This window comes from Acinetobacter sp. YH12132 (assembly GCF_013418645.1).
Classification (GTDB): domain Bacteria; phylum Pseudomonadota; class Gammaproteobacteria; order Pseudomonadales; family Moraxellaceae; genus Acinetobacter; species Acinetobacter indicus.
On the sequence record NZ_VPBR01000009.1, the window covers coordinates 68355 to 89875 of the forward strand.

Sequence of the window (21521 nt, forward strand, 5' to 3'; positions counted from 1 at the left end):
TCGATGCGAACTACAGTATCCTATAGCATCTTATGCATAAATTTTCTATTTTAAGAAACATTTTTTTGCTGATGGCTATTTTAAGCGGATTTTGCAATGTTTGATACCTTAACAGAACGACTCACGCAGAGTTTAAGAAATGTTACTGGCTCAGGGCAGCTAACCGAAGACAATATTAAAGATACGTTACGTGAAGTACGTATGGCACTTCTTGAAGCCGATGTGGCGTTACCTGTAACTCGTGAATTCATCGCGAAAGTTAAGGAAGAGGCATTAGGTCAGGAAGTGATGACACAGTTATCACCGGGTCAGGCATTCGTTAAAATCGTTTATGACGAATTAACCAAAATGATGGGCGAGGCCAACGAGAGCCTTGACCTTGCAGCAAAACCACCAGTGGTGGTGCTTCTGGCCGGTTTGCAGGGTGCGGGTAAAACCACCACGGCAGCCAAGCTGGCACGTTTCTTACAGGAACGTCAAAAGAAAAAAGTGGCGATGGTGTCTGCCGACGTTTATCGTCCAGCAGCGATCAAACAGCTACAAACAGTAGCAGGCGATGTCGGTGCGATTTTCCTGGAATCGAATGCCAATGAACGCCCGATTGATATTGCCAATCGTGCCATTGAGCAGGCAAAAATCCAGTTTGCCGATGTGTTAATTGTCGATACCGCCGGTCGTCTGCATGTCGATGACGACATGATGGACGAAATTAAAGCGCTGCATGCGGCAATTAACCCGACTGAAACCCTGTTCGTGGTTGATGCCATGACCGGTCAGGATGCGGCCAATACTGCCAAAGCCTTTAATGATGCCTTGCCATTAACCGGCGTCATCCTCACCAAAACCGATGGTGATGCCCGTGGTGGTGCGGCGCTGTCGGTGCGTGCCATTACCGGCAAGCCAATCAAATTCCTGGGGATGGGTGAAAAACTCGATGCCCTGGAGCCATTCCATCCGGAACGTGTGGCACAGCGTATTCTGGGCATGGGTGACGTGCTTTCTCTGGTCGAAGAAGTTGAACGCAAAATCGACAAAGAAAAAGCCGAAAAAATGGCGAAAAAACTGCAAAAAGGCGGCAGCTTCAACTTTGAAGACATGCTGATGCAGTTTGAACAGATGAACAAAATGGGCGGTATGATGGGCTTCCTGGACAAGCTGCCGGGCATGAGCAACTCTGGTATTCAGGATGCGATTGCACAGGCAAACCCAGAGAAGCAGGTGAAAAAGATGGAGGCCATCATCCAGTCGATGACCGTCAAAGAACGCCGTAATCCGGACCTGATGAACCCAAGCCGTAAAAAACGTATTGCGGCCGGTTGTGGTATGGATGTGTCTGAAGTCAATAAACTGATTAAACAGCATGCGCAAATGGCCAAAATGATGAAGAAATTTGCCAATCCATCAGGTATGGCAAAAATGATGAAATCATTGGGCAATCTGCAAAAGCAGTTTGGTGGTGGCGGCGGTATGGGCCCGCTGTTCGGTGGTAAAGAACCGAAAAAATAAGGGATTCAAAACAACAAGGCGCCGGGTGCGCCTTTTTGTTGCTCTCCATTTTTAAGCGATTCAAGCGAACGTGCTGCGGTGATCTTTAAGAAAACCCAACAGACGCTTACCCGAAAGCCGCGCTGTTTCGGGCACACTGATGTGCATCAGGAACGAACAGCGAGCACAACAATGGCACAAATTTATGTGGTACATGGTTATACCGCCAGTCCGGATGAAAACTGGTTTCCCTGGATTCAGGAATATGCCGACCAGCAAAAAGCCAGTCTGAAAGTGTTAAGACTCGATCCATCGCCAACGCCAACTCTGGAAGTGTGGAAGCGGCAAATGGATGAGCAGATCGATGAGATTGACGAAAATACCATTTTCATTGCCCATAGTCTGGGCTGTATTGCCACTTTGCACTTTCTGACCAAGAAACTGAAAACCCAGAAAATTAAACAGGTGGTGCTGGTGGCCGGCTTTAATGGCCGTTTGGGCCGGCTGGACGAGGTCAATCCTTTTATTGATGCCTGTAAAATTGATTTTGACTTGCTAAAACGCCAGATTGCGCATCGGGTGGTGATTTACTCAGCTGGCGATGACCGGGTGCTGCCAAAATTTAGTCTGGAGCAGGCGCGCAGTCTGGATGCCAAAGCCATTGAGGCACAGCATCAAGGCCATTTTATTGACTCTCAAGGCTGTACCGAACTGGTGGAAGTCTGGCAGGCGATACTGCCTCATATTATTGTGGAATAAGCGGTGTAGACTCGTTTGCTGTGGAGTAATGCTGGATATAGCGCTGCAAACCTTTCAGCAATAAGTCCTGTTCGACTAAGGGCTGGTAATGCTGCAGGAATTTGGCAAACAGCGGCGCATCCCCCCCAGTCAGCACCAGTTGCCGCGGGGATTGCTGCATGACATATTCAATACTGCTGAGCAGCCCCAGTAAAATGCCATGATGCACGGCATCCAGGGTATTGGTGCCGGGGCTTAGGTCATCAAAGGCTGCTTCTGGAATCCGAATGCCTTTGGTGTGCTGAATTAACGAATCACGCTGCAAATATAGGTTGGGCAGAATATAACCCCCCAGATGCTGATGGCCTTGGGTCAGGTCAATGGTCAGCGCGGTGCCGCAGCTAATCACGCATAAATCTTTATCGGCTTCAGCTACGGCCAGTACCTGCAGCCAGCGGTCAATCCCCAGCTGCTGAATATCATAGCCGCAGCTCAGACCGGCATATTCGGCCTGTACCCGCGCAAAAATCACGGGAATATTCAGGAATTTTAAAATCTGCTGAATCCGTTCATTGTTTTTCTGGTCCTGTACCGAAGATACCCCGACATGGGTCAGGTTCAGGCTTTTAAAATGCTGGATCAGGCCCAGCAGTAAATCGGCCGGAGATTGCAGATGCAGTTCAGCGGCATGTTCTACAATCTGCTGATGTTCGGTAATCCAGTATTTGAGCCGGGTATTGCCAATATCTAACCATAAATTTTTCATGTGCTGCGCTCACTGTCCCGGCATCTGCGGGCGTAAACGGCCCTGATAAAACACTTCAACGCCAGAGGCGGTTTCAATCTGAATCGCACCATCATCCTGAATGCCTAAAAACAGCCCCTGGGCCACTCCGCCATGATGTTCAAATTCTACCAGCTGTTGCTGAAAAGCGGCATGATGATTAAAACGTGAAGCCAGTTGATAGCTGTTATGGTTAAACCATTCTTGTGCCTGCTGAATGGCCAGATACAGCTCGGCAATCAGCTGAATCCGGGAAATATCATTTAGGCCCAATTCGGCCAGGGAAGTGGCGTGCTGATCAATCTGCTCGGCCGGAATTGGCGCCAGATTAATCCCCACCCCGACAATGACCTGCTGGGTCGACAGGGGCTCAATCAGAATACCGCCCCATTTGCCTTGCGGGCTATATAAATCATTCGGCCACTTCACCTGCAGGTTCAGCTGGCGCAGGCTTGGCATCTGCAAAATATTTAAGGCAATTTCCAGGGCTAAACGGCCATCTACGGGTGTTCGTAAATTTAGCAATGTGCTTAAATAGACGTTTCCTTCTGGGGACACCCATTGCCGTTGGCGTTGTCCTCTGCCTTGTGTTTGTCGGGCGCTACAGACCAGAACGCTCTGTATTCCTTTTTGAGCAATCTCGCGTACATCATCATTGGTTGATGTAGTCACAGGTTTTAAAATAAGGACTTCAGGAAGCTGTCCGGCTTCGCTGAGCTGTTGTTGTAACTGTCGAGTCTCTACATCCATATGAATCTGAGAATAGTGGAATATAATTTATGGAGTTAATCATATATTTACTGATTGGCGCAATTGCCGGATTTGCTGCAGGTCTGTTCGGGGTGGGCGGTGGCTTAATTATTGTGCCAATTTTGTACATTGTATTTACCCAGCTGAATTATGATCCTAGCGTGATTATGCATATGGCGGTCGGGACTTCACTGGCGACCATTATCGTAACTTCCATCAGTTCGGTCACGGCGCACCATAAAAAAGGTGCGGTGATGTGGAATGTGTTTCGCAATTTGGCACCCGGCCTAATTCTGGGTGCATTTTTTGGCGCCGGGATTGCCGATTTAATGTCGGGGCAGGGCTTGCAGCTGGTAATCGGGTTCTTTGCGGTGTGGGTGGCCTATCGCATGTTCCGCGGTTCAAATACCCCGGTTGATCCTTCACGTCAGTTGCCTTCAACCGGTGCGCAAATGCTGGCCGGTGGCGGAATTGGGATTGCCTCGGCCATTTTCGGGATTGGCGGCGGCAGCTTAACCGTACCGTTCCTGAACCGTTGTGGTGTGGTGATGCAAAAAGCAGTTGCCACTTCTGCAGCCTGTGGCTTGCCGATTGCTATTGCCGGCGCTCTGGGTTTTGTCTGGTTTGGCCAGCAGTCTGAGGTGAGCGTGCCGAATACCTGGGGCTATGTACATTTATATGCCTTTATTGGCATTAGCGTGATGAGCTTTATTACCGCCAAGCTTGGCGCAAAAGTTGCACATATTTTGTCACCGGCCATGCTAAAAAAATGTTTTTCAGGTTTGTTGACCACCGTCGGTCTGTATTTTATTTACCAGGGCTTTAGCGCTTATTTTTAAGCGCTTGATGGTGTGGTTGAAAATTGGCTATAGCGACAGAAAATTGTCGGACAATGTCATGGAAATTTGGTCGCTAAGCCAGTAAAAAAGACAATAAGAAAGACCCGCTGCAACTGCGCGCATGGTATAAAAATAACACAGGAACAGTATGCAACAACAAGAAACAGACAGTCTATCTGAACAGATTGCAAAACATATCGGCGAGCAGATTATTAGTGGCGAGCTGGTAGAGGGCGAGCGCATTCAGGAACTGCGTATTGCCAAAGAGCTGGATGTCAGTCGCGGTTCGGTGCGTGAGGCACTGCTGCTGTTGGAACGTACCCATCTGATTGAAATTTTTCCGCGGCGCGGCGCGATTGTATCGGAAATGTCGGCCCAGCAGGTGCGCGCCCTGTTTGATACCTGCAGTCTGCTGCTGGGGCAGATTGTACAGCGCATTGCGGAAACCTGGCGTCATCATGAAATTGAACAGCTGCAAAAGCTGATGGAGCAGATTGAGGCCGAATACCGGCAGGGTCATACCGAAAAATTTTATGACCTAATTTTCCAAACCCTGGCCCAGCAGCAGGATATGGTGGCCAATCTGTACCTGATGAAATTCTATCAAGAGTTGCTGCCGTCGTTACGGCGCAGCTATTTTTTAACCCTGAATACGTCACGTCGGGAGTTACAGGAATCGTTTGATCTATTTAAACTGGTAATTGATGCAATTTTAATCCGAAAATCACAACAAGCCTCTTTATTTATGGATGATTTTTGTCGACACTTGCGCAATCTGGTGTTGGAATCTCTGACCCGTATGAAACAAATTGAACTGGCCTGGGCACGCCGCTCACGCCGTTGATCGGGACATTATGCGTTTAAGCAGCTTAAAACTTTCCGGCTTTAAATCTTTTGCCGATAGTACCACCTTACATTTTAAAGCCAACCGGACGGCCGTGGTCGGCCCCAATGGCTGTGGCAAGTCTAATGTGATTGATGCCATTCGCTGGGTCATGGGTGAATCCAGCGCGCGTCAGCTGCGTGGCGGCAGCATGCAGGATGTGATTTTTACCGGGACCGCCAAGCGTAAACCGGTGGGCATGGCCAGTGTCGAACTGCGCTTTGACAATACCTATGGCAAGCTGGGTGGCGCTTATAACGCCTATACCGAACTGGCGGTGCGTCGTCAGGTCAACCGCGATGGCAAGTCAGAATATTTTTTAAATGGCACCAAATGCCGGCGCCGTGATATTACCGATATTTTCCTTGGCACCGGTCTGGGGCCGCGCTCCTATGCCATTATCGAACAGGGCATGATTAACCGTCTGGTCGATGCCAAACCGGAAGAGATGCGGGTATTTATTGAAGAAGCGGCCGGGGTATCGCGTTATCAGGCCCGTCGCCGTGAAACTATGCTGCATCTGGACCATACCAGCCAGAATTTATCGCGGCTGGAAGATATTGCCAGCGAACTGAAAGGCCAGCTCAAAACCCTAAAACGCCAGTCGGAAACTGCGCTGCAGTACAAGACTTTAGAAAGCCAGATTCGCAGCATTAAAATTGAAATTTTATCGTTCCAATGCGAGCAGAGCAGTCGTTTGCAGCAGGAATACACTGTGCAGATGACCGAACTGGGCGAACAGTTCAAGTTGACCCGTTCCGAGCTAAGCACGCTGGAACATGATTTGGGCAATACCAGTGAGCTGTTCCAGCGTCTGATTCAGCAGTCGACACCATTACAGAATGAATGGCAGCAGGCCGAAAAGAAACTGGCTGAGCTGAAAATGACTCTGGAGCAGAAACAGTCGCTGGTCCAGCAAAACAGCAGTACGCTGGCGCAATTACAGGAACAGAAAGCCCAGACCAAAGAACGTCTGCAGCTGATTGATCTGCAGCTAGAAACAGTACTCAGCCAGCAGGAACAGTATACCGAGCAACTGCAACAGGCCGAGCAAAGCACGCAAGAGCAGGCACAGGCTGTGCAGCAGCTCAAAGCCCAGCAGCAACAGGTGCAGCAGCAGTTTGAGCAGATTAAGGCGCAGGTGGAAAAACAGCAGCAGCAAAAACTGCAAATGCTGGCCCAGAGCGAACAGTTGCTAAAAAATATCAGCCGGATTGAACAGCAAAAAGACACCTTGCAGCAGCAGAGCAGCTCGCTGCAAAGTCAGGCCCAGCAAGATGAAATCGAACAGCTGAACCAGGACAAAGCTCAGTTAAGCCAGCAGCTGGCCGAACTGGAGCAGCAGATTCAGGCGCAACAGCAGCAGCTGCAACAGGCACACAGCCTGCTGAATCAGCATAAAAATAGCAGTACTGAACTGAAATCGGAAATTCAGGTGCTCCAGGCCGAGCAGAAAAACCTGAATCAGCTACTGATTAAAAACAGCCCCAAACAGCAGTTACAGCACACCGCCTTAATGCAGGTGCTAACCCTGAACGATGCTGCCAAACCACATGCGGCATTAATTGAGAAGTTTCTGGCCAAATGGCTGAATGCGCAAATGCTTGATGCAGATGACAACTTTCAGGACAGTCTGGCACGCCAGTTAAAACCTGCTGCCCAGCACGCACCGATTCAGCTGGCAAATTTAAGCTGTCTGGCGGACTGGATTGAATCGCCATCTTCTTCTTTATGGCAACAGGTGGCACTGGCTGATGATTTAGCGCAGGCGCTGCAATTACAGCCAAAGTTACAGGCTGGGCAGAGCATTCTAACCCTAGATGGCTATCAGGTCGGGCCGGACTGGGTCATTGGTTTACTGTTTGATGAAGCCTCACTATCGGCGCAGGGGGCTTTAAGCCATCGCATCCGTCTGGAAGAAATTGATGGGCTACTGAGTCAGAAACAGGCCGAGTTGCAACAGGCCGAACAGGACTTTAACATCAGCCAACAGCAGTGCCAGCAGCTGCAGCAACAGCTTCATGAACAACAGGCGCAGCTGAAACAGCAGCAGCAGGCATTGCAGGCACTGGATCTGCAGATTGCCAAAATCCAGAGCGCCGCGCAGGCCTTTGCCGTGCAGAAGCAGCAATTACAGCATCAGCTGCAGCAACTGGAGGAGCAGCTGGAAGAAGATGCCATGCAAAAAGATGATCTGGAGATTGATCTGCATGCGCTGAGTCTCAAGTTGGAACAGGCGCTGCCAAACTATAAAACCCTGCAATTCCAGCTGGAAGAATTAACGGCACAACTGGAGCAGGCGCAGCAGCTATATCAGCAACAGCAGCAGGAACTGGAACTGTTAAGACGCCAGTCGGTGCAGGCCACACAGCAGCTGGAACTGCTGGAAAAAGATGGTGGTTTTTTAAAGACCCAGCATCAGCAGATTGCAGCACAAATGGAGCAGGCGAAAAAGTTTGTCGATCCGGTGCAGCTGGAATTGCCGGCACTAGCCAGCCAGTTTGCCGAGCAGCAGCAGCAGACGGAAAAACTGCAACAGACCTGGAATGAATGGCAGCTGGAACTGAACCAGATTCAGAGCAAACAGCAGCAGCTGACCGAGCAGCGCCATCAACAGCAGCAGCAGGATGAAAAACTGCGTAGCCAGCTGGAAGAAAAACGTCTGGCTTGGCAAGCGGCCAAATCTGACTTGCAGCATTATTCCGAACAGCTGAAAGCCTTAAACAGCGAGCTGATTCCGGGGCTGAACATTGATGTAACGGCCCATCAGCAGCAGCTGGAAAAAGCCCAGGCGCAGTTTGATAAATTGGGTGCGGTGAATCTGGCGGCTTCAGAAGAATATGAAGAAGTTTCAGCCCGTTATGCCGAACTGAGCCATCAGATTGAAGATCTGGAAAAAACCGTGGCCCAGTTACAGGCGGCCATGAAAAGTATTGATCAGGAAACGCGCAAGCTGTTTATGACCACCTTTGACCAGATTAATACCGAACTGCAGGCGCTGTTTCCCAAAGTGTTTAATGGTGGTGAAGCCAGTTTAAGTCTTGAAGATGACTGGCAATCGGGTGTAAAACTAATGGCAAGACCACCGGGTAAACGCAACAGCTCACTGGCGCTGTTGTCGGGTGGAGAAAAAGCACTGACCGCACTGGCACTGGTCTTTGCCATTTTCCGTTTAAATCCGGCACCGTTTTGTGTGCTGGATGAAGTCGATGCACCGCTGGATGATGCCAATGTCGGACGTTTCTGTAACCTGGTCCAGGAACTGTCCGAACAGGTGCAATTTATATATATCACACATAACAAGCTGGCAATGACGATGGCAACCGATTTATTAGGTGTTACTATGCCTGAACCGGGAACATCAAAATTAGTCAGCGTAAATCTAGAAGATGCTACAGAATACGGTCTAGTCGCGGAGGCATAACATGGAAATCACCACAATCATTGGGATTATTATCGCGCTCATTATTATGGGTTTCGGTTTAAGAATGATCCTGAAAAAACCGGCCGATGCAGCACCTTCGCTGGACTCCGAGCTGCAGGTCAATGCCGATAGCCAGCAGCCGATCATTCCGCGTCATGTCCGTCATCAGTTGCAGACTGAACCGGCCCAGCGCGTAGAACCGACGTTAGGCGATGCCGATCTTGCTGCCGTCGAGCCAAACAGCAAAATTGAGCCACAGGCCATGACTGAAACGCAGCTGACTGAGCCGAACGAAACAGCGCAGGCGAAAACTGAAGCGCAGGCCGTAGCATCTGTAGATGCTGAACCTGCAGCCAAAAATGAGGTAGAAGCAAAGGCAGAAAATCTGGCAGAACAGGCTTCTACCGAAACCACCCAGACTGATGCATCTACTACCGCTGCCGTGACTGCTGTAGCTCATGCTGCTGCATCTGTGCCTGAATCAGCATCGACTGAACAGACTCAAGCTGTGGTAGATACCGAAAAAGCGGAAACTGTGCCGGCTGAATTTAGCCTCAACAGCCAGATTGAAAAAGCCGATATTCGTGAATTTGAAGAAGAAAGCAGTATTCTGGATGCGCATCTGCATGAACAGCAACTGGTAGATGATGAAAGCGCCCTGGCCACTGCAGAATCATTTATTGCCCTGAATATTTTCCCGGAACGCCGGATTTTATCGGGGGAGAAAACCCTTAAAGTGCTGCTTAAATACGGTCTGCGCTTTGGTGAAATGTCCTGCTTCCACCGTTATAACGAAGATGGTTCCAAACTGCTGTTCTCGGTGCTGCAAATTACTGACAATGGTGCCGACGGTTTTGATCTGGAAACCCTGTCGAATGAACAGGTTAAAGGTCTGGCCTTTTTCCTGGCCCTGCCACATAGCGATGTGCAAAATGCCTTTGATACCATGATCAGCATTTCCGGTCTGATTGCCCGTGAAATTGATGGCACTGTATATGACCAGAACCATCTGGAACTAACCCCGCAATTACGCGAACACTGGCGTCATCAGGCGATTGATTATCGCGCAGGTCAGGCTTCGCTGGCATAACTGAATTGAAACCACAGCCTCCGGTTTCTATAATACGGCCAAGCGACAAAATTTTTTAAGGGCGGGATCACCGCCCTTTTTTATGGTGAACATATGACTCAACATGCAGATGTGGTGGCGCAAATGCGCCAATTGATCCAGATTTTAGCCCAGCATAATCATGCCTATTATGTCTTGGATCAGCCCGTTATTGCAGACAGTGAGTATGATCAGCTGTTTCATCAACTTAAAGCCTTAGAACAACAATATCCCGATCTGATTCAGGCCGATACCCCAACCAATAAAGTCGGTGGACAACCTTTAAGCAAATTTGAAAGCGTCACCCATGCGGTACCAATGCTGTCATTAGGTAACGTATTTAACCAGGATGAACTGTTTGCCTTTGCCCGCCGCGCCGAAGAGCGTTTACCCAACCAGACCATTCAATATGATGTCGAGCTGAAATTTGATGGGCTGGCGATTTCCTTGTGGTATGCCAATGGCGTGCTGGTGCGCGGCGTGACCCGCGGCGATGGCGAAACCGGTGAAGATATTACTCACAATGTTAAAACCATTCGCAACCTGCCGAAAATCTTATCTTCAGCGGAGTACAGCATTCCGGAGTTTCTGGAAGTGCGCGGTGAAGTGCTGATGCCCAAATCGGGTTTTGAAAAACTCAATGCCGCTAATCTGGCCAAAGGCGAAAAGACCTTTGCCAATCCGCGTAATGCTGCGGCCGGCAGCTTGCGCCAGCTGGATCCGAAAATTGCGGCCTCACGTCCACTGGCGTTTTATGCCTATGGCATTGCCCAGTGCGTGCCGCATCATGGCCTGAACACCATGTCCGAAAGCCTGGACTGGTTACATCAGCTTGGTTTTGCTGTGGGTGAGCGTCATTTTGTTTGTGACAGCATTCAGGCCGTGCAAGAAGTCTATGAGCAGATCAATCAGGAACGCTCGCAGCTGAGTGTTGAAATTGACGGCATGGTAATTAAAGTCAATGACCTGAAACAGCAGCAGCAGCTTGGCTTTTTAAGCCGCGAACCGCGCTGGGCCACTGCTTATAAATTCCCGGCAGTCGCCGCGCTGACTACAGTTGAAAATATTCACTGGCAGGTAGGCCGTACCGGTACTTTGACCCCGGTGGCGCGCCTGAATCCGGTGGCAGTGGGTGGGGTGACAGTGTCTAATGTCACCTTGCACAATATTGGTGAAATCCATCGTCTAGATGTGCGGATTGGCGATACGGTCAGTGTCTATCGCAGCGGCGATGTGATTCCGAAAGTTGAAAAAGTCTGGCCGGAATTTCGTCCGGCGGAGGCTGAAACCGTACAGCTACCTGCCTGCTGTCCGGTGTGTGATTCGCCGGTGGTGATGCCGGAAGGCGAAGCGTTGGCACGCTGTTCCGGTGGCCTGTACTGTGCAGCGCAGCGGATTGAGGCCATCCGTCACTTTGTTTCGCGTAAGGCCATGGATATTGAAGGTCTGGGTGATCGTTGGGTGGAATCATTACTGCATCTGAATCTGCTCAAAGATGTTTCGGACATTTACCATCTGCATGAACATCGTGAGGCCTTGCTCAAGATTGAAAAAATGGGCGAGAAGTCGGTACAAAACCTGCTCGATGCAATTGAACGCAGTAAAAAAACCACGCTGGGTGCCTTTATTTATGCCTTGGGGATTCGAGGTGTCGGCGAAACCACCGCGCGGATGCTGGCCAATACCTTCCAGACGCTGGATGCCTTACGTGTTGCCAATCTGGAGGCGCTCAAGAAAACCCCGGATGTCGGCGATATTACCGCAGAATGGATTCTGGACTTTTTCCAGGCACCGCATAACCTGGAAGTGCTGGACCGTTTACTGGCGGCCGGTATTCACTGGGATGCACCGCTGGCGCCGACCCGTCAGCCGTTAAATGGTGAAAGCTGGGTCATTACCGGTACTTTAAGCAAAATGGGCCGTGATGAAGCCACTCAAATGCTACAGGCGCTCGGCGCCCGGGTAAGTGGCAGTGTCTCCAGTAAAACCAAGTGTCTGGTGGCGGGTGAAAAAGCCGGTTCCAAACTGGAGAAGGCGGAGAAACTTGGTATTCCGGTCATGAATGAAGATCAGTTCCTGAGCCTGATGGCTGAATATGGCCAGACCCAGGGCTAACAGAACAACAGGCAACCGCTCTCTAGATTGAGCGGTTGCTGCCTGAATCTGGTGATAGATCAAAACAGAGAAAGCACAGCAGTAAAATCGTAAAAACCGCAGAAATAAGAACCGTTTTTGATAGTTACAAAATTCTAAATTTGCCGCTTTGTATGTTTGGGCTGATGAAAAATCAGACAAATGTGCGCAAGCAATTCTTTTTTATGTGGAAAAGTTTGAATCCAGAACTGTAAATGCACATGCTTCTCATTTTAATTATATAAAAATCATATATTTACACAAATTATCTTTTGCAACTTGGCTTGGCTTTCGCCATAATGAGCGTATTCGTAAGGGAGTAATGAAAATGCGTGGCAATCCAGAAGTCGTAGACTATTTAAATATGTTGATCGGTGGCGAACTGGCTGCTCGTGATCAATACCTGATTCACTCGCGTATGTATGAAGATTGGGGCCTGAGCAAGATTTATGAACGCATCGACCATGAGATGCAGGAAGAATCACAACATGCCGATGCCTTGATTCGCCGGGTTCTGTTCCTTGAAGGCACTCCGAATATGCAACGTGATGATATTGACGTCGGTACCGACGTGCTGTCCTGCTTAAAAGCCGATTTAAAGCTAGAGTATGAGGTACGTGAAAAACTGGCCCAAGGCGTCAAGCTGGCAGAAGACAAGGGCGATTACATCACCCGTGACATGCTGCGTCAGCAAATGTCAGATACCGAAGAAGACCATACTTACTGGCTGGAAAAACAGTTGCGTTTAATTGAACTCATTGGTTTGCAGAACTACATTCAATCGCAAATGTAAGCCCAACCCAACATTGACCCGGCACTGGCCGGGTTTTTTATGGTCGAGATTTGGCGATTTTGATGCAGTGCAGGCGTCGCTATTTTTACTATACTGCGACTAGATGGAAACAAGGACAGCACAATGCAGCAGCGTATACTTTTGATCACCGGATGGGGCGGAGGAACCGGCCTGTTACAGCCTGTACAACATAGCCTAATGCAACACGGCATTCAGGTCGATGTCCTGAACATTTTTAATGCGGCGGATCCGGTACAGTTCCAGCAGCAGCTGGAACGGGCCAAAGGCTATAGCGTGCTGATGGGCTGGTCTCTGGGTGGGCAGCTGGCAACCTTACTGGCCGATGCACTGGCGCAATCCGGACAGGCGCCGCAAGCGCTCATTACTTTGGCTTCGAATCCGTGTTTTGTTGCGCAAGACGCGTGGCCCCACGGGATGGTTCCCGAGACTTTTCAGCAGTTTAAACAGGGCTTTGCCAAAGATGCGGCCGCGACCTTAAAACGTTTTGGTTATCTGGTCTGTCAGGGTAGTGCCCAGAGCCGGCAGGATTTACAGAAATTACAAAGTTTAATCCAGCCGCAATCTCTAACCTTGTTAAAACAGGGATTAGCTTTGCTGGAACAGCTTAATCTGGTGACCATCTTAAAAAATTATCCGGCTCCACAATATCATTTGCTGGCACATGAAGATCAGCTGGTTCCTTGCCAAGTTGCAGAAGATTTACAGAATTTAGCTGCAACAAATCTTCAGGTGGAAGTGATTTCTGGCTCGCATGGCATCCCGTTGTTTGAAACAGATGTGGTTACACAGAAAATTATTGACTATTTAAAGCAACTCTCCTGACCCTTCAGCGGAAATGATAATTCCCGCAATTTCTTTTTCTGTGTGGCGGGAGTAAGATCGAGCTCATGCAGATTTTAAACCAGACAGGGAGTCCGGGATGACCGATTTATTTGACCAGCAACATCTTTGGCATCCTTATACTTCCATGACCCAGCCGCTGCCGACCTTCAAGGTAAAGCGGGCTTATGGTGCGACCATTGAACTCGCAGATGGCCGCTGTCTGATTGATGGCATGTCATCGTGGTGGTGTGCTATTCATGGCTATAACCATCCTGAACTGAATCAGGCTGTGACCGACCAGTTACAGCAGATGTCACATATCATGTTTGGCGGTCTGACCCATGATCCGGCCATTGAGCTGGGCAAATTACTGCTGCAAATTACTCCACCGAGTCTGGATAAGATTTTCTATGCCGATTCCGGTTCAGTGGCGGTTGAAGTCGCGTTAAAAATGGCGGTGCAGTACTGGACTGCGCAAGGCCAGCCACAAAAAACCAATTTTATTACTCCGCGTTCCGGCTACCATGGCGATACCTGGAATGCGATGTCGGTCTGCGATCCGGTCACTGGCATGCATCAGATTTTTGGTTCAAGTCTGCCGAATCGCTTATTTGTACAGGCACCACAAACCCGCTTTGATGAAGACTGGAACCCAGATGATATTGCCGATCTGGAACAGGCTTTGGCCCAGCATCAGCATACACTGGCCGCACTGATTCTAGAGCCGATTGTACAGGGCGCGGGCGGTATGCGCTTTTATCATCCTGAATATTTGCGTCAGGCCAAGCGTTTATGCGAGCAGTATGGTCTGCTGCTGATTTTTGATGAAATTGCCACCGGCTTTGGTCGTACCGGCAAGTTATTTGCTTGGGAACATGCCGGAGTGGAGCCGGATATCATGTGTATTGGCAAAGGACTGACGGGCGGTTATATGACCCTGTCGGCAACTTTAACCAGCAAGCAGGTGGCAGATACCATCAGTCAGGGGGAAGCTGGCGTATTTATGCATGGCCCGACTTTTATGGCCAATCCGCTGGCTTGTGCGGTGGCACTGAAAAGTACTCAAGTCTTGCTGGCGCAGGACTGGCAGGCCAAGATCCAGCAGATTGAACAGCAGCTGCAACAGGCTTTAACGCCACTGGCTCAGCTGAGCCATGTACAGGATGTGCGGGTGCTGGGCGCAATTGGGGTGGTTGAACTGACTACGCCAGTCGATATGCAAAGCCTGCAGCAGCAGTTTGTACAGCGGGGCATTTGGGTGCGGCCATTTGGCAAACTGGTTTATGTGATGCCGCCGTATGTGATTTCAGCAGATGAACTGCACTACTTGCTGACCCAGTTGACCGAGGTGGTTCGCCAGATGCAGGAGAATGCCGCATGAGTTTGCTCGACCATTATGCCCAGCAGCTGGAACAGTTAAAACGCACTGCCAATTTGCGCCAGTTTCAGTCCAATCTGCAACATGGCCGCACGATTCAGATTCACGGGCAGCGCATGCTGAATCTGTCTAGTAATGATTATCTGGGGCTGGCCAGCGATGTCAGCTTGCGTGAAGAATTTTTTGATTTAACTCCTGTCACCGAGCGCCGTATGAGCGCCTCATCGTCGCGTTTGCTGACCGGGAACTTCCCGGAATATGAGCAGCTGGAAACGAGTCTGAGTCAGGCCTTTGGCCGTGCCGCTTTGCTGTTTAACAGTGGCTACCATATGAATATCGGGATTTTACCGGCACTGGCCGACAGTAAAACCCTGATTCTGGCCGACAAGCTGGTCCATGCCAGCATGATTGATGGTATCCGTTTATCTTCTGCCAAGGCGGTGCGCTACCGGCATAATGATCTGGCGCATCTGGCCCGGCTGCTGGAACAGTATCATGACGATGCGCAAATTGAACGGATTATAGTCGTGACCGAATCCATTTTTAGTATGGATGGTGATGAAACCGATCTGGCGGCACTGGTGCAGTTAAAGCAGCGTTATCCGAAAGTGATGCTGTATGTTGATGAAGCACATGCCATTGGCGTACGTGGAGAGCGGGGGCTGGGCTGTGCAGAGCAGTATGCGGTGCTGGAGCAGATTGATTTTCTGGTGGGGACTTTTGGCAAGACCTTGGCCTCGGTCGGTGGATATCTGATTAGCCATCCGTTGATCCGTGACTATTTAATTAACCGCATGCGCCCGTTGATTTTCAGTACCGCGCAGCCGCCGCTGAATATGGCCTGGACCCGGTTTATGTTCCAGAAGATGTTGCAGATGCAAGCCCAGCGCCAGCATTTACAGCAGATCAGCCAGGAATTAAAAGTGCAGGTTGAAGCCAAAGGCTATGCCTGTCCATCGACCTCGCAGATTGTGCCGGTAATTCTGGGCGAATCGGAAAAAGCCGTACAAAAGGCACAGCAGCTACAGCAGGCTGGGTTTTATATCATGCCGGTACGTCCGCCGACCGTACCGCAAAACAGTTCACGGCTGAGGATTTGCCTGACCGCGAAGATTCAGTCCAGTGAGCTGGCGCAATGCGTGGCGCTGTTATGATGGACAAGTCAGCGATGTCTGTAAATAAATCGCAAGTGGCACGGCGTTTTGCCCAGGCGCATCACAGCTATTTGCAGCATGCGGTGATTCAGCAGCAGATTTGCCAGCAACTGGTTCGGCTGATGCAGTCACATCTAACCAGTCGAAAACTGGGACGGGTGTTTGAAATTGGCTGTGGTACGGGGGCTTTAACCCGTGCGCTGGAGCAGCACTTTCAGGTGCAGCAGTTGCTGCTCAATGACCTGTATCCGGAAGTCCAGCAGCAACCGTTTTCTACTTCCCGAACCGAATGGTGGATTGGCGATGCCGAGCAGATCGCTTTTCCAGAACAGCTGGATGTGCTGATTTCGAGTTCAGCCTTGCAATGGATGCAGAATCTGCAGCAGCTGTTTGCCAAAATCGCCCATGCTTTAAAGCCTTCGGGTTATTTATGTTTTTCTAGTTTTGGTCCGGACAATCTCAAGGAAATTAAAGCCCTGACCGGGCAGGGGCTGGATTATTTCAGCCTGCCGGAACTGCGCCGCTGTCTGGAGTCACAAGGCTTCGAAATTGTGTATTTGTCTGAAACTGTCAAAACCCTGGCTTTTGAACATCCACGTCAGGTATTGCAGCATTTAAAAGCCACCGGGGTCACGGGTACCGCTTCCGGGCACCGCTGGACCAAACACAGTTTGCAGCAGTTTTATCAGGCCTATCGGCAGTTTTCCCGGCTGAATGTGGCCGGCCAGCAGGAATATCTGCTCAGTTATCATCCGATTTATTGTATTGCACGGAGCACAGGCTAATGGCACAGATCTATTTTGTCAGTGGAATTGATACCGGAATTGGCAAAACCTATACCACCGGTTATCTGGCCAAGGTCTGGAGTGCTGAAGGGCAGCGAACCATTACCCAAAAGCTGATTCAGACTGGCAATACTGATATTTCGGAAGATATCCAGCAACATCGGGAGATGATGGGCTGTGGCTGGTTGCCTGAAGATGACAGCAAACTGACCATGCCCGAAATTTTCACTTATCCAGCATCGCCGCATCTGGCCACCAAAATTGATGGCCGTGAGATTGATTTCAATAACATCCGCCAGGCGACAGAGCAACTGGCAGCGCGTTTTGATGTGGTACTACTGGAAGGCGCTGGTGGCCTGATGGTGCCGCTCACCACGGAAATGTTAACGATTGATTATATTGCCGAGCAGCAGTATCCGGTGATTCTGGTCAGTTCAGGACGTCTGGGTAGCATTAACCATACCTTATTAAGTCTGGAAGCGTTGATGGCGCGAGGGCTGTCGCTGTATGCGCTGGCCTATAACCTGAAAGATGAATCACAAGATCCGCTGATTTCTAAAGATACCGCTGAGTATTTAAAAACCTATTTGGCTCGGCATTTTCCAGAGGCAAAATGGATTGAGATTCCAGTTTTGGATTAAAACTGTGATAAAAAAAGCCACTCAATTGAGTGGCTTTTTGCTAGGCAGCTTAAAACTTTCTAAAGCTTTTGTTGCCAAATGGTTTGCGTGGCGCATGTTCATCACGCTCTTGACGGCCAAAGCTGTTGCCATTTGGGTTATCACGGCGGGCAAAGTGTGTGCCATTCTGGTTTTCACGACGTTCACGATTGCCAAAGTTATCATCACGCGGGCCGCGGGTTGAAGACGTTGGCGCTGCTTCATTGTCACGGCGCTGCTGACGCAAGAAACCACCGCGACGCGCTGCCATCGGTTTTTCCTGCATACGTTCATTACGGCGTTTAGCCATACCGTACAGACCGGTTCCCTGACGTGGTTTCAGCTCAACCGCTTTGGTCAGGTTGTCGATGTCATTCTTGTCCAGTTCCATCCAGCGGCCAGTACGCAGTTCACGTGGCAGAATCACGGTACCATAACGGGTACGTAGCAGGCGGCTAACTTTTAAGCCCTGAGATTCGAAAATACGACGTACTTCGCGGTTACGACCTTCTTTTACCACCACCTGATACCAGCGGTTGATACCATCACCACCAATTTCAGAGAAGGATTCAAACTTGGCCGGGCCATCATCCAGTACCACACCACGCAGCATGTTGTTACGGATTTGTGGCGTGACTTCACCCATTACACGGACCGCATATTCACGCTCAATTTCATTGGATGGATGCATCAGGCGGTTTGCCAGTTCGCCATCATTGGTGAACAGTAACAGACCGGTCGAGTTGATATCCAGACGGCCGACCATGACCCAGCGATCATTGGCGATTGATGGTAAATGATCAAATACGGTCGGGCGTTGTTCCGGATCGTTACGTGAACAGATTTCACCTTCCGGTTTGTAGTAAATCAGCACACGGCGACGGATTTCATCTTCAATCTGGAAGCTGACTTTACGACCATCGATACGAAGCTCATCGCCTGGTTCAATACGCTCACCCACCTGGGCCACTTGGCCATTGACACTTACACGACCAGCGGCAATGACTTCTTCCATATAACGGCGAGAACCCAAACCAACGCGTGCCAGTACCTTTTGCAATTTTTCACTCATGACAGCATAACCTTAGAAATTATCATCAACAGTTCACCTATTCACGATCTCGGTGCCTGGGCATCGAGGTGCATGAAAGCTTCCTTGGCATCCTGCAGGGGAGGCAATTGACCGACAGAGGTCAGGCCAAATGCATTTAAAAATTGTGGCGTTGTGACTAACAACGCGGGTCTTCCAGGGAGTTCCCGGAAACCGGATTCCTTAATCCAGTTCCAGTCAAACAACGTTCTGAGAATCTGACTGTTGTTTGATACTCCGCGAATCTGTTCAATATCTGCTCGGGTCACCGGTTGATGGTAAGCAATCACAGCCAGTGTTTCGAGTAAAGACGGGGATAAACGGGTTGGTCGTTCCGGCCAGGCCTGTGCAATCAGGGTACGATATTTGGCCCGTACCTGAAAACGGAAACCTTGCGCAGTTTCAACCAGTTCAATAGACCGGCCATGTTGCAGCATGGCCAGTTGTTGTAAAAAGACTTTTAATTCTGCCTTACTATAGCGTGCCTGAAATGCTTCTTTCAGACGTGCCAGCGATACCGGTGCATCACTGGCAAAAATAATGGCTTCTAGCTGCATCAGCACTTCATGATGCTGTTCATCACTGGACATGTTAAGGGTTTGCTCTGACATTAGGCCTGTGCTCCCTGAATGGCCAGCGGTGCTTCGACACCACTGGCAACAATTGCCACTTTTTGCTGGCGGGTCAGTTCCAGAATCGCCATAAACGTTACCACCATGCCCATACGGCCCTGACTCGGCTTGAGCAGCTCGGCAAACGCTAGCACTTCACCGCTTTGCAGCTTTGCTTCAATATAGGCAATCCGTTCTTCCAGTAACACCGGTTCCTGCTGAATTTGGTGAATCACCGGTTCAGGGCGATTAAATACACAAAATAGCGCATCACGTAACAGGCTGGCCTCATGACCCTCATTACTATACGCCACTTGGCCCAGGCTGACATGGGTATTAAAGGTATCACGCTCTAACACCGGCATTTGCCCCAGACGTTCAGCCGCCTGTTTAATACGTAAATAATTTTCCAGCCGGTCAATCAGTTCCTGCTTCGGATCTTTTTCCAGCTCGCTGATGGCTTTGGGTTTCGGCAGCAGCAAACGCGATTTTAAATCGGCCAGCAGGGCAGCCATCACCATATAATCTGCGGTCAGCTCAATATTCAGGGATTTCATCGCATCCATATAAGCCAAATACTGAGAGGCAATCGGTGCGATATCAACCTGTAGCAGGTCAAAGCCGTTTTTTTGAATCAGGTAAATCAGAAAGTCGAGCGGGCCTTCGAAATGCTCTAACAGAATTTCAAATGCTGCAGGAGGAATATATAAATCCTCAGGAATCGTCTCTTGCCACTCATCCAAAACGCGGATGTGCGGGACTTGGTCCATAGCAGGATGCACAGATTGATTCATTACAGTTTTAGGCCACGCGAATTTTCAAAGGCATGAAAAGAGCTTTACATTCGATCTCACATCGAAAAGAAAGCATGGGGTTAATTGCGCGTAGTTTAATGGAAATTGACCATGAAATAAATTACCCAAATGACTAAAAGCGAAAAAAAGCAAAAGTAGATGGCAATTCTGCAGCGAAAAAGCAGGAAAAATCACGTTCAATACAGTAGAAGATATGGCCTAAAAGCGCATACAGATAAGGGTTTTAGCAAGAAAAACTCACCTCAGATCAAACACGTGATAAAGCGGACTGCTCAAGCTGTTCCAGCAGTTGCTGACACATTTCACGGCTGCACAGGTTTTGGTGGCCTAATCTTAAGGACAGGATATAGGCCTCTTCAACACTCGACAGCAGATGATACACCTGCTGTCCGATAGAGAGCACGGCAGCCGGGTTGGGTATTGCATCCAGCAGTAGAACCTCAGCTTCCAGAGACCAGGGTTGGGTCGCATAGATTAGCTGGCTTTTTGGAAACTCGCGCAGATTCAGCAACAGATAAAATAAATCCATACCGTTTCCTCCTGAGGTGGCGCTGAGCGCCGTTATTCAAACGCACTCACATCACCAATACCACGACGGATAATTTCCGGCTGGTCACCAGATAAATCGACAATACTGGTGGTGGCTAAAGTCCCCAGGCCACTATTAATAAACACATCAATTCGTTTACCAAGCTGCATTTCAATATCATAAGGATCATCCAGTGGATCATCCTGCCCCGGTAAAATCAGGGTGGAGGTCAAGAGCGGTTCATCCAGCTCTTTCAGTAACATTTGGCAAACCGGATTGCTCGGAATACGCAGGCCAATGGTTTTCTTTTTCGGGTGCATCAGACGGCGCGGCACTTCACTGGTGGCCGGTAAAATAAAAGTGGTTACTGCCGGGGTATTGTTTTTTAGCAGGCGATACATGGCATTATCGACCTTGGCATAAGTGGCAATATCGGACAGGTCACAACATAAAATTGCATATTGATGTTTAGGGCCAAGACCACGAATCTGGGCAATCCGTTCCATAGCCGCTTTATTCCCGATCTGGCAGCCAATGGCATAGGCTGCATCGGTAGGATAGACCACCACATCGCCGGCACGAATCCGTTCTACTGCCTGACTAATTAAACGGGGCTGAGGATTTTCAGGATGAACTCTTAAATGCAGCATATTCTTTTCTCCTGATCTGATGATGATTCGCTTTTCAGACCATTGTACAAAGCTCTGTGTATCCAGAGCG

Annotated in this window: 20 protein-coding genes; 13 read left to right on the forward strand and 7 right to left on the reverse strand. The window is 49.5% G+C overall.

Features of this window, described 5'->3' with window-relative positions; translation table 11 throughout:
• The first annotated feature begins 96 nt into the window (after positions 1–96).
• Both ffh and FTU67_RS10235 read left to right on the forward strand, forming a co-directional pair.
• Positions 97–1506, forward strand: a complete 1410-nt coding sequence (gene ffh / locus FTU67_RS10230; RefSeq protein WP_005175901.1) for a signal recognition particle protein — start codon at positions 97–99, stop codon at positions 1504–1506.
• A gap of 171 nt (positions 1507–1677) precedes the next feature.
• Positions 1678–2244 carry an alpha/beta hydrolase gene (locus FTU67_RS10235; protein ID WP_005175903.1) on the forward strand — a complete coding sequence of 189 codons (567 nt, stop codon included), beginning with the start codon at positions 1678–1680 and terminating at the stop codon, positions 2242–2244.
• Here FTU67_RS10235 and FTU67_RS10240 read toward each other — a convergent pair.
• The gene (locus tag FTU67_RS10240; protein ID WP_016659855.1) at positions 2231–2989 is read right to left on the reverse strand and encodes a type III pantothenate kinase; all 759 of its coding nucleotides are present in this window, start codon (positions 2987–2989) and stop codon (positions 2231–2233) included. The genes FTU67_RS10235 and FTU67_RS10240 overlap by 14 nt on opposite strands.
• 9 nt (positions 2990–2998) lie before the next feature.
• A complete protein-coding gene (locus tag FTU67_RS10245) occupies positions 2999–3757 on the reverse strand; it encodes a biotin--[acetyl-CoA-carboxylase] ligase (RefSeq protein WP_180006850.1) in 759 nt (252 codons plus the stop codon).
• Positions 3758–3786: 29 nt separating this feature from the next.
• Between FTU67_RS10245 and FTU67_RS10250 the strand changes: the two genes are divergently transcribed.
• From FTU67_RS10250 to bioD, 11 genes are all read left to right on the forward strand, one after another.
• Positions 3787–4596 carry a sulfite exporter TauE/SafE family protein gene (locus tag FTU67_RS10250; protein ID WP_075167580.1) on the forward strand — a complete coding sequence of 270 codons (810 nt, stop codon included), beginning with the start codon at positions 3787–3789 and terminating at the stop codon, positions 4594–4596.
• 148 nt (positions 4597–4744) lie between these two features.
• Positions 4745–5440 carry a GntR family transcriptional regulator gene (locus FTU67_RS10255; protein ID WP_005175922.1) on the forward strand — a complete coding sequence of 232 codons (696 nt, stop codon included), beginning with the start codon at positions 4745–4747 and terminating at the stop codon, positions 5438–5440.
• Positions 5441–5450: 10 nt separating this feature from the next.
• Positions 5451–8903, forward strand: a complete 3453-nt coding sequence (gene smc / locus FTU67_RS10260; protein ID WP_180057518.1) for a chromosome segregation protein SMC — start codon at positions 5451–5453, stop codon at positions 8901–8903.
• Position 8904: 1 nt separating this feature from the next.
• Positions 8905–9993 carry a cell division protein ZipA C-terminal FtsZ-binding domain-containing protein gene (locus FTU67_RS10265; RefSeq protein ID WP_160241558.1) on the forward strand — a complete coding sequence of 363 codons (1089 nt, stop codon included), beginning with the start codon at positions 8905–8907 and terminating at the stop codon, positions 9991–9993.
• A 93-nt stretch (positions 9994–10086) separates the two neighbouring features.
• The gene (ligA, locus tag FTU67_RS10270) at positions 10087–12126 is read left to right on the forward strand and encodes an NAD-dependent DNA ligase LigA (protein ID WP_104495122.1); all 2040 of its coding nucleotides are present in this window, start codon (positions 10087–10089) and stop codon (positions 12124–12126) included.
• 346 nt (positions 12127–12472) lie between these two features.
• Positions 12473–12937 carry a bacterioferritin gene (gene bfr / locus FTU67_RS10275; RefSeq protein ID WP_005175934.1) on the forward strand — a complete coding sequence of 155 codons (465 nt, stop codon included), beginning with the start codon at positions 12473–12475 and terminating at the stop codon, positions 12935–12937.
• A gap of 123 nt (positions 12938–13060) precedes the next feature.
• The gene (locus FTU67_RS10280; RefSeq protein WP_016659861.1) at positions 13061–13780 is read left to right on the forward strand and encodes an alpha/beta fold hydrolase; all 720 of its coding nucleotides are present in this window, start codon (positions 13061–13063) and stop codon (positions 13778–13780) included.
• 97 nt (positions 13781–13877) lie between these two features.
• Positions 13878–15161 (forward strand): adenosylmethionine--8-amino-7-oxononanoate transaminase, encoded by a 1284-nt coding sequence (gene bioA / locus FTU67_RS10285; RefSeq protein WP_180057505.1) that lies wholly within the window; start codon positions 13878–13880, stop codon positions 15159–15161.
• A complete protein-coding gene (locus FTU67_RS10290) occupies positions 15158–16312 on the forward strand; it encodes an 8-amino-7-oxononanoate synthase (protein WP_180061712.1) in 1155 nt (384 codons plus the stop codon). The genes bioA and FTU67_RS10290 overlap by 4 nt, the downstream gene beginning before the upstream one ends.
• Complete coding sequence (gene bioC, locus FTU67_RS10295; protein WP_225876406.1) at positions 16294–17097, forward strand: malonyl-ACP O-methyltransferase BioC; 804 nt, start codon at positions 16294–16296, stop codon at positions 17095–17097. The genes FTU67_RS10290 and bioC overlap by 19 nt, the downstream gene beginning before the upstream one ends.
• On the forward strand, positions 17097–17738 hold the full coding sequence (gene bioD, locus FTU67_RS10300; RefSeq protein ID WP_005175948.1) for a dethiobiotin synthase: 642 nt from the start codon (positions 17097–17099) through the stop codon (positions 17736–17738). The genes bioC and bioD overlap by 1 nt, the downstream gene beginning before the upstream one ends.
• Positions 17739–17787: 49 nt before the next feature.
• Here bioD and rluB read toward each other — a convergent pair whose 3' ends face one another.
• From rluB to FTU67_RS10325, 5 genes are all read right to left on the reverse strand, one after another.
• The gene (gene rluB / locus FTU67_RS10305) at positions 17788–18828 is read right to left on the reverse strand and encodes a 23S rRNA pseudouridine(2605) synthase RluB (RefSeq protein ID WP_005175954.1); all 1041 of its coding nucleotides are present in this window, start codon (positions 18826–18828) and stop codon (positions 17788–17790) included.
• Positions 18829–18869: 41 nt separating this feature from the next.
• Positions 18870–19436 (reverse strand): SMC-Scp complex subunit ScpB, encoded by a 567-nt coding sequence (gene scpB / locus FTU67_RS10310; protein ID WP_370459243.1) that lies wholly within the window; start codon positions 19434–19436, stop codon positions 18870–18872.
• 20 nt (positions 19437–19456) lie between these two features.
• Complete coding sequence (locus FTU67_RS10315) at positions 19457–20251, reverse strand: ScpA family protein (protein ID WP_016659867.1); 795 nt, start codon at positions 20249–20251, stop codon at positions 19457–19459.
• 268 nt (positions 20252–20519) lie between these two features.
• Positions 20520–20801: a hypothetical protein gene (locus tag FTU67_RS10320; protein WP_160241554.1), complete on the reverse strand. Its 282-nt coding sequence runs from the start codon at positions 20799–20801 to the stop codon at positions 20520–20522.
• A 32-nt stretch (positions 20802–20833) separates the two neighbouring features.
• Positions 20834–21451 (reverse strand): L-threonylcarbamoyladenylate synthase, encoded by a 618-nt coding sequence (locus tag FTU67_RS10325; protein WP_180057499.1) that lies wholly within the window; start codon positions 21449–21451, stop codon positions 20834–20836.
• Positions 21452–21521 lie beyond the last annotated feature (70 nt).

What these genes read in the sequence shown, in the direction of transcription:
- FTU67_RS10235 (WP_005175903.1), top strand. Translation starts at nt 1,678, where the DNA reads ATGGCACAAATTTATGTGGTACATGGTTATACCGCCAGTCCGGATGAA.
- FTU67_RS10240 (WP_016659855.1), bottom strand. Translation starts at nt 2,989, where the DNA reads ATGAAAAATTTATGGTTAGATATTGGCAATACCCGGCTCAAATACTGG.
- FTU67_RS10315 (WP_016659867.1), bottom strand. Translation starts at nt 20,251, where the DNA reads ATGAATCAATCTGTGCATCCTGCTATGGACCAAGTCCCGCACATCCGC.
- FTU67_RS10245 (WP_180006850.1), bottom strand. Translation starts at nt 3,757, where the DNA reads ATGGATGTAGAGACTCGACAGTTACAACAACAGCTCAGCGAAGCCGGA.
- rluB (WP_005175954.1), bottom strand. Translation starts at nt 18,828, where the DNA reads ATGAGTGAAAAATTGCAAAAGGTACTGGCACGCGTTGGTTTGGGTTCT.
- FTU67_RS10250 (WP_075167580.1), top strand. Translation starts at nt 3,787, where the DNA reads ATGGAGTTAATCATATATTTACTGATTGGCGCAATTGCCGGATTTGCT.
- scpB (WP_370459243.1), bottom strand. Translation starts at nt 19,436, where the DNA reads ATGTCCAGTGATGAACAGCATCATGAAGTGCTGATGCAGCTAGAAGCC.
- FTU67_RS10280 (WP_016659861.1), top strand. Translation starts at nt 13,061, where the DNA reads ATGCAGCAGCGTATACTTTTGATCACCGGATGGGGCGGAGGAACCGGC.
- FTU67_RS10320 (WP_160241554.1), bottom strand. Translation starts at nt 20,801, where the DNA reads ATGGATTTATTTTATCTGTTGCTGAATCTGCGCGAGTTTCCAAAAAGC.
- bfr (WP_005175934.1), top strand. Translation starts at nt 12,473, where the DNA reads ATGCGTGGCAATCCAGAAGTCGTAGACTATTTAAATATGTTGATCGGT.
- smc (WP_180057518.1), top strand. Translation starts at nt 5,451, where the DNA reads ATGCGTTTAAGCAGCTTAAAACTTTCCGGCTTTAAATCTTTTGCCGAT.
- FTU67_RS10265 (WP_160241558.1), top strand. Translation starts at nt 8,905, where the DNA reads ATGGAAATCACCACAATCATTGGGATTATTATCGCGCTCATTATTATG.
- bioA (WP_180057505.1), top strand. Translation starts at nt 13,878, where the DNA reads ATGACCGATTTATTTGACCAGCAACATCTTTGGCATCCTTATACTTCC.
- bioD (WP_005175948.1), top strand. Translation starts at nt 17,097, where the DNA reads ATGGCACAGATCTATTTTGTCAGTGGAATTGATACCGGAATTGGCAAA.
- bioC (WP_225876406.1), top strand. Translation starts at nt 16,294, where the DNA reads ATGCGTGGCGCTGTTATGATGGACAAGTCAGCGATGTCTGTAAATAAA.
- FTU67_RS10255 (WP_005175922.1), top strand. Translation starts at nt 4,745, where the DNA reads ATGCAACAACAAGAAACAGACAGTCTATCTGAACAGATTGCAAAACAT.
- FTU67_RS10325 (WP_180057499.1), bottom strand. Translation starts at nt 21,451, where the DNA reads ATGCTGCATTTAAGAGTTCATCCTGAAAATCCTCAGCCCCGTTTAATT.
- FTU67_RS10290 (WP_180061712.1), top strand. Translation starts at nt 15,158, where the DNA reads ATGAGTTTGCTCGACCATTATGCCCAGCAGCTGGAACAGTTAAAACGC.
- ligA (WP_104495122.1), top strand. Translation starts at nt 10,087, where the DNA reads ATGACTCAACATGCAGATGTGGTGGCGCAAATGCGCCAATTGATCCAG.
- ffh (WP_005175901.1), top strand. Translation starts at nt 97, where the DNA reads ATGTTTGATACCTTAACAGAACGACTCACGCAGAGTTTAAGAAATGTT.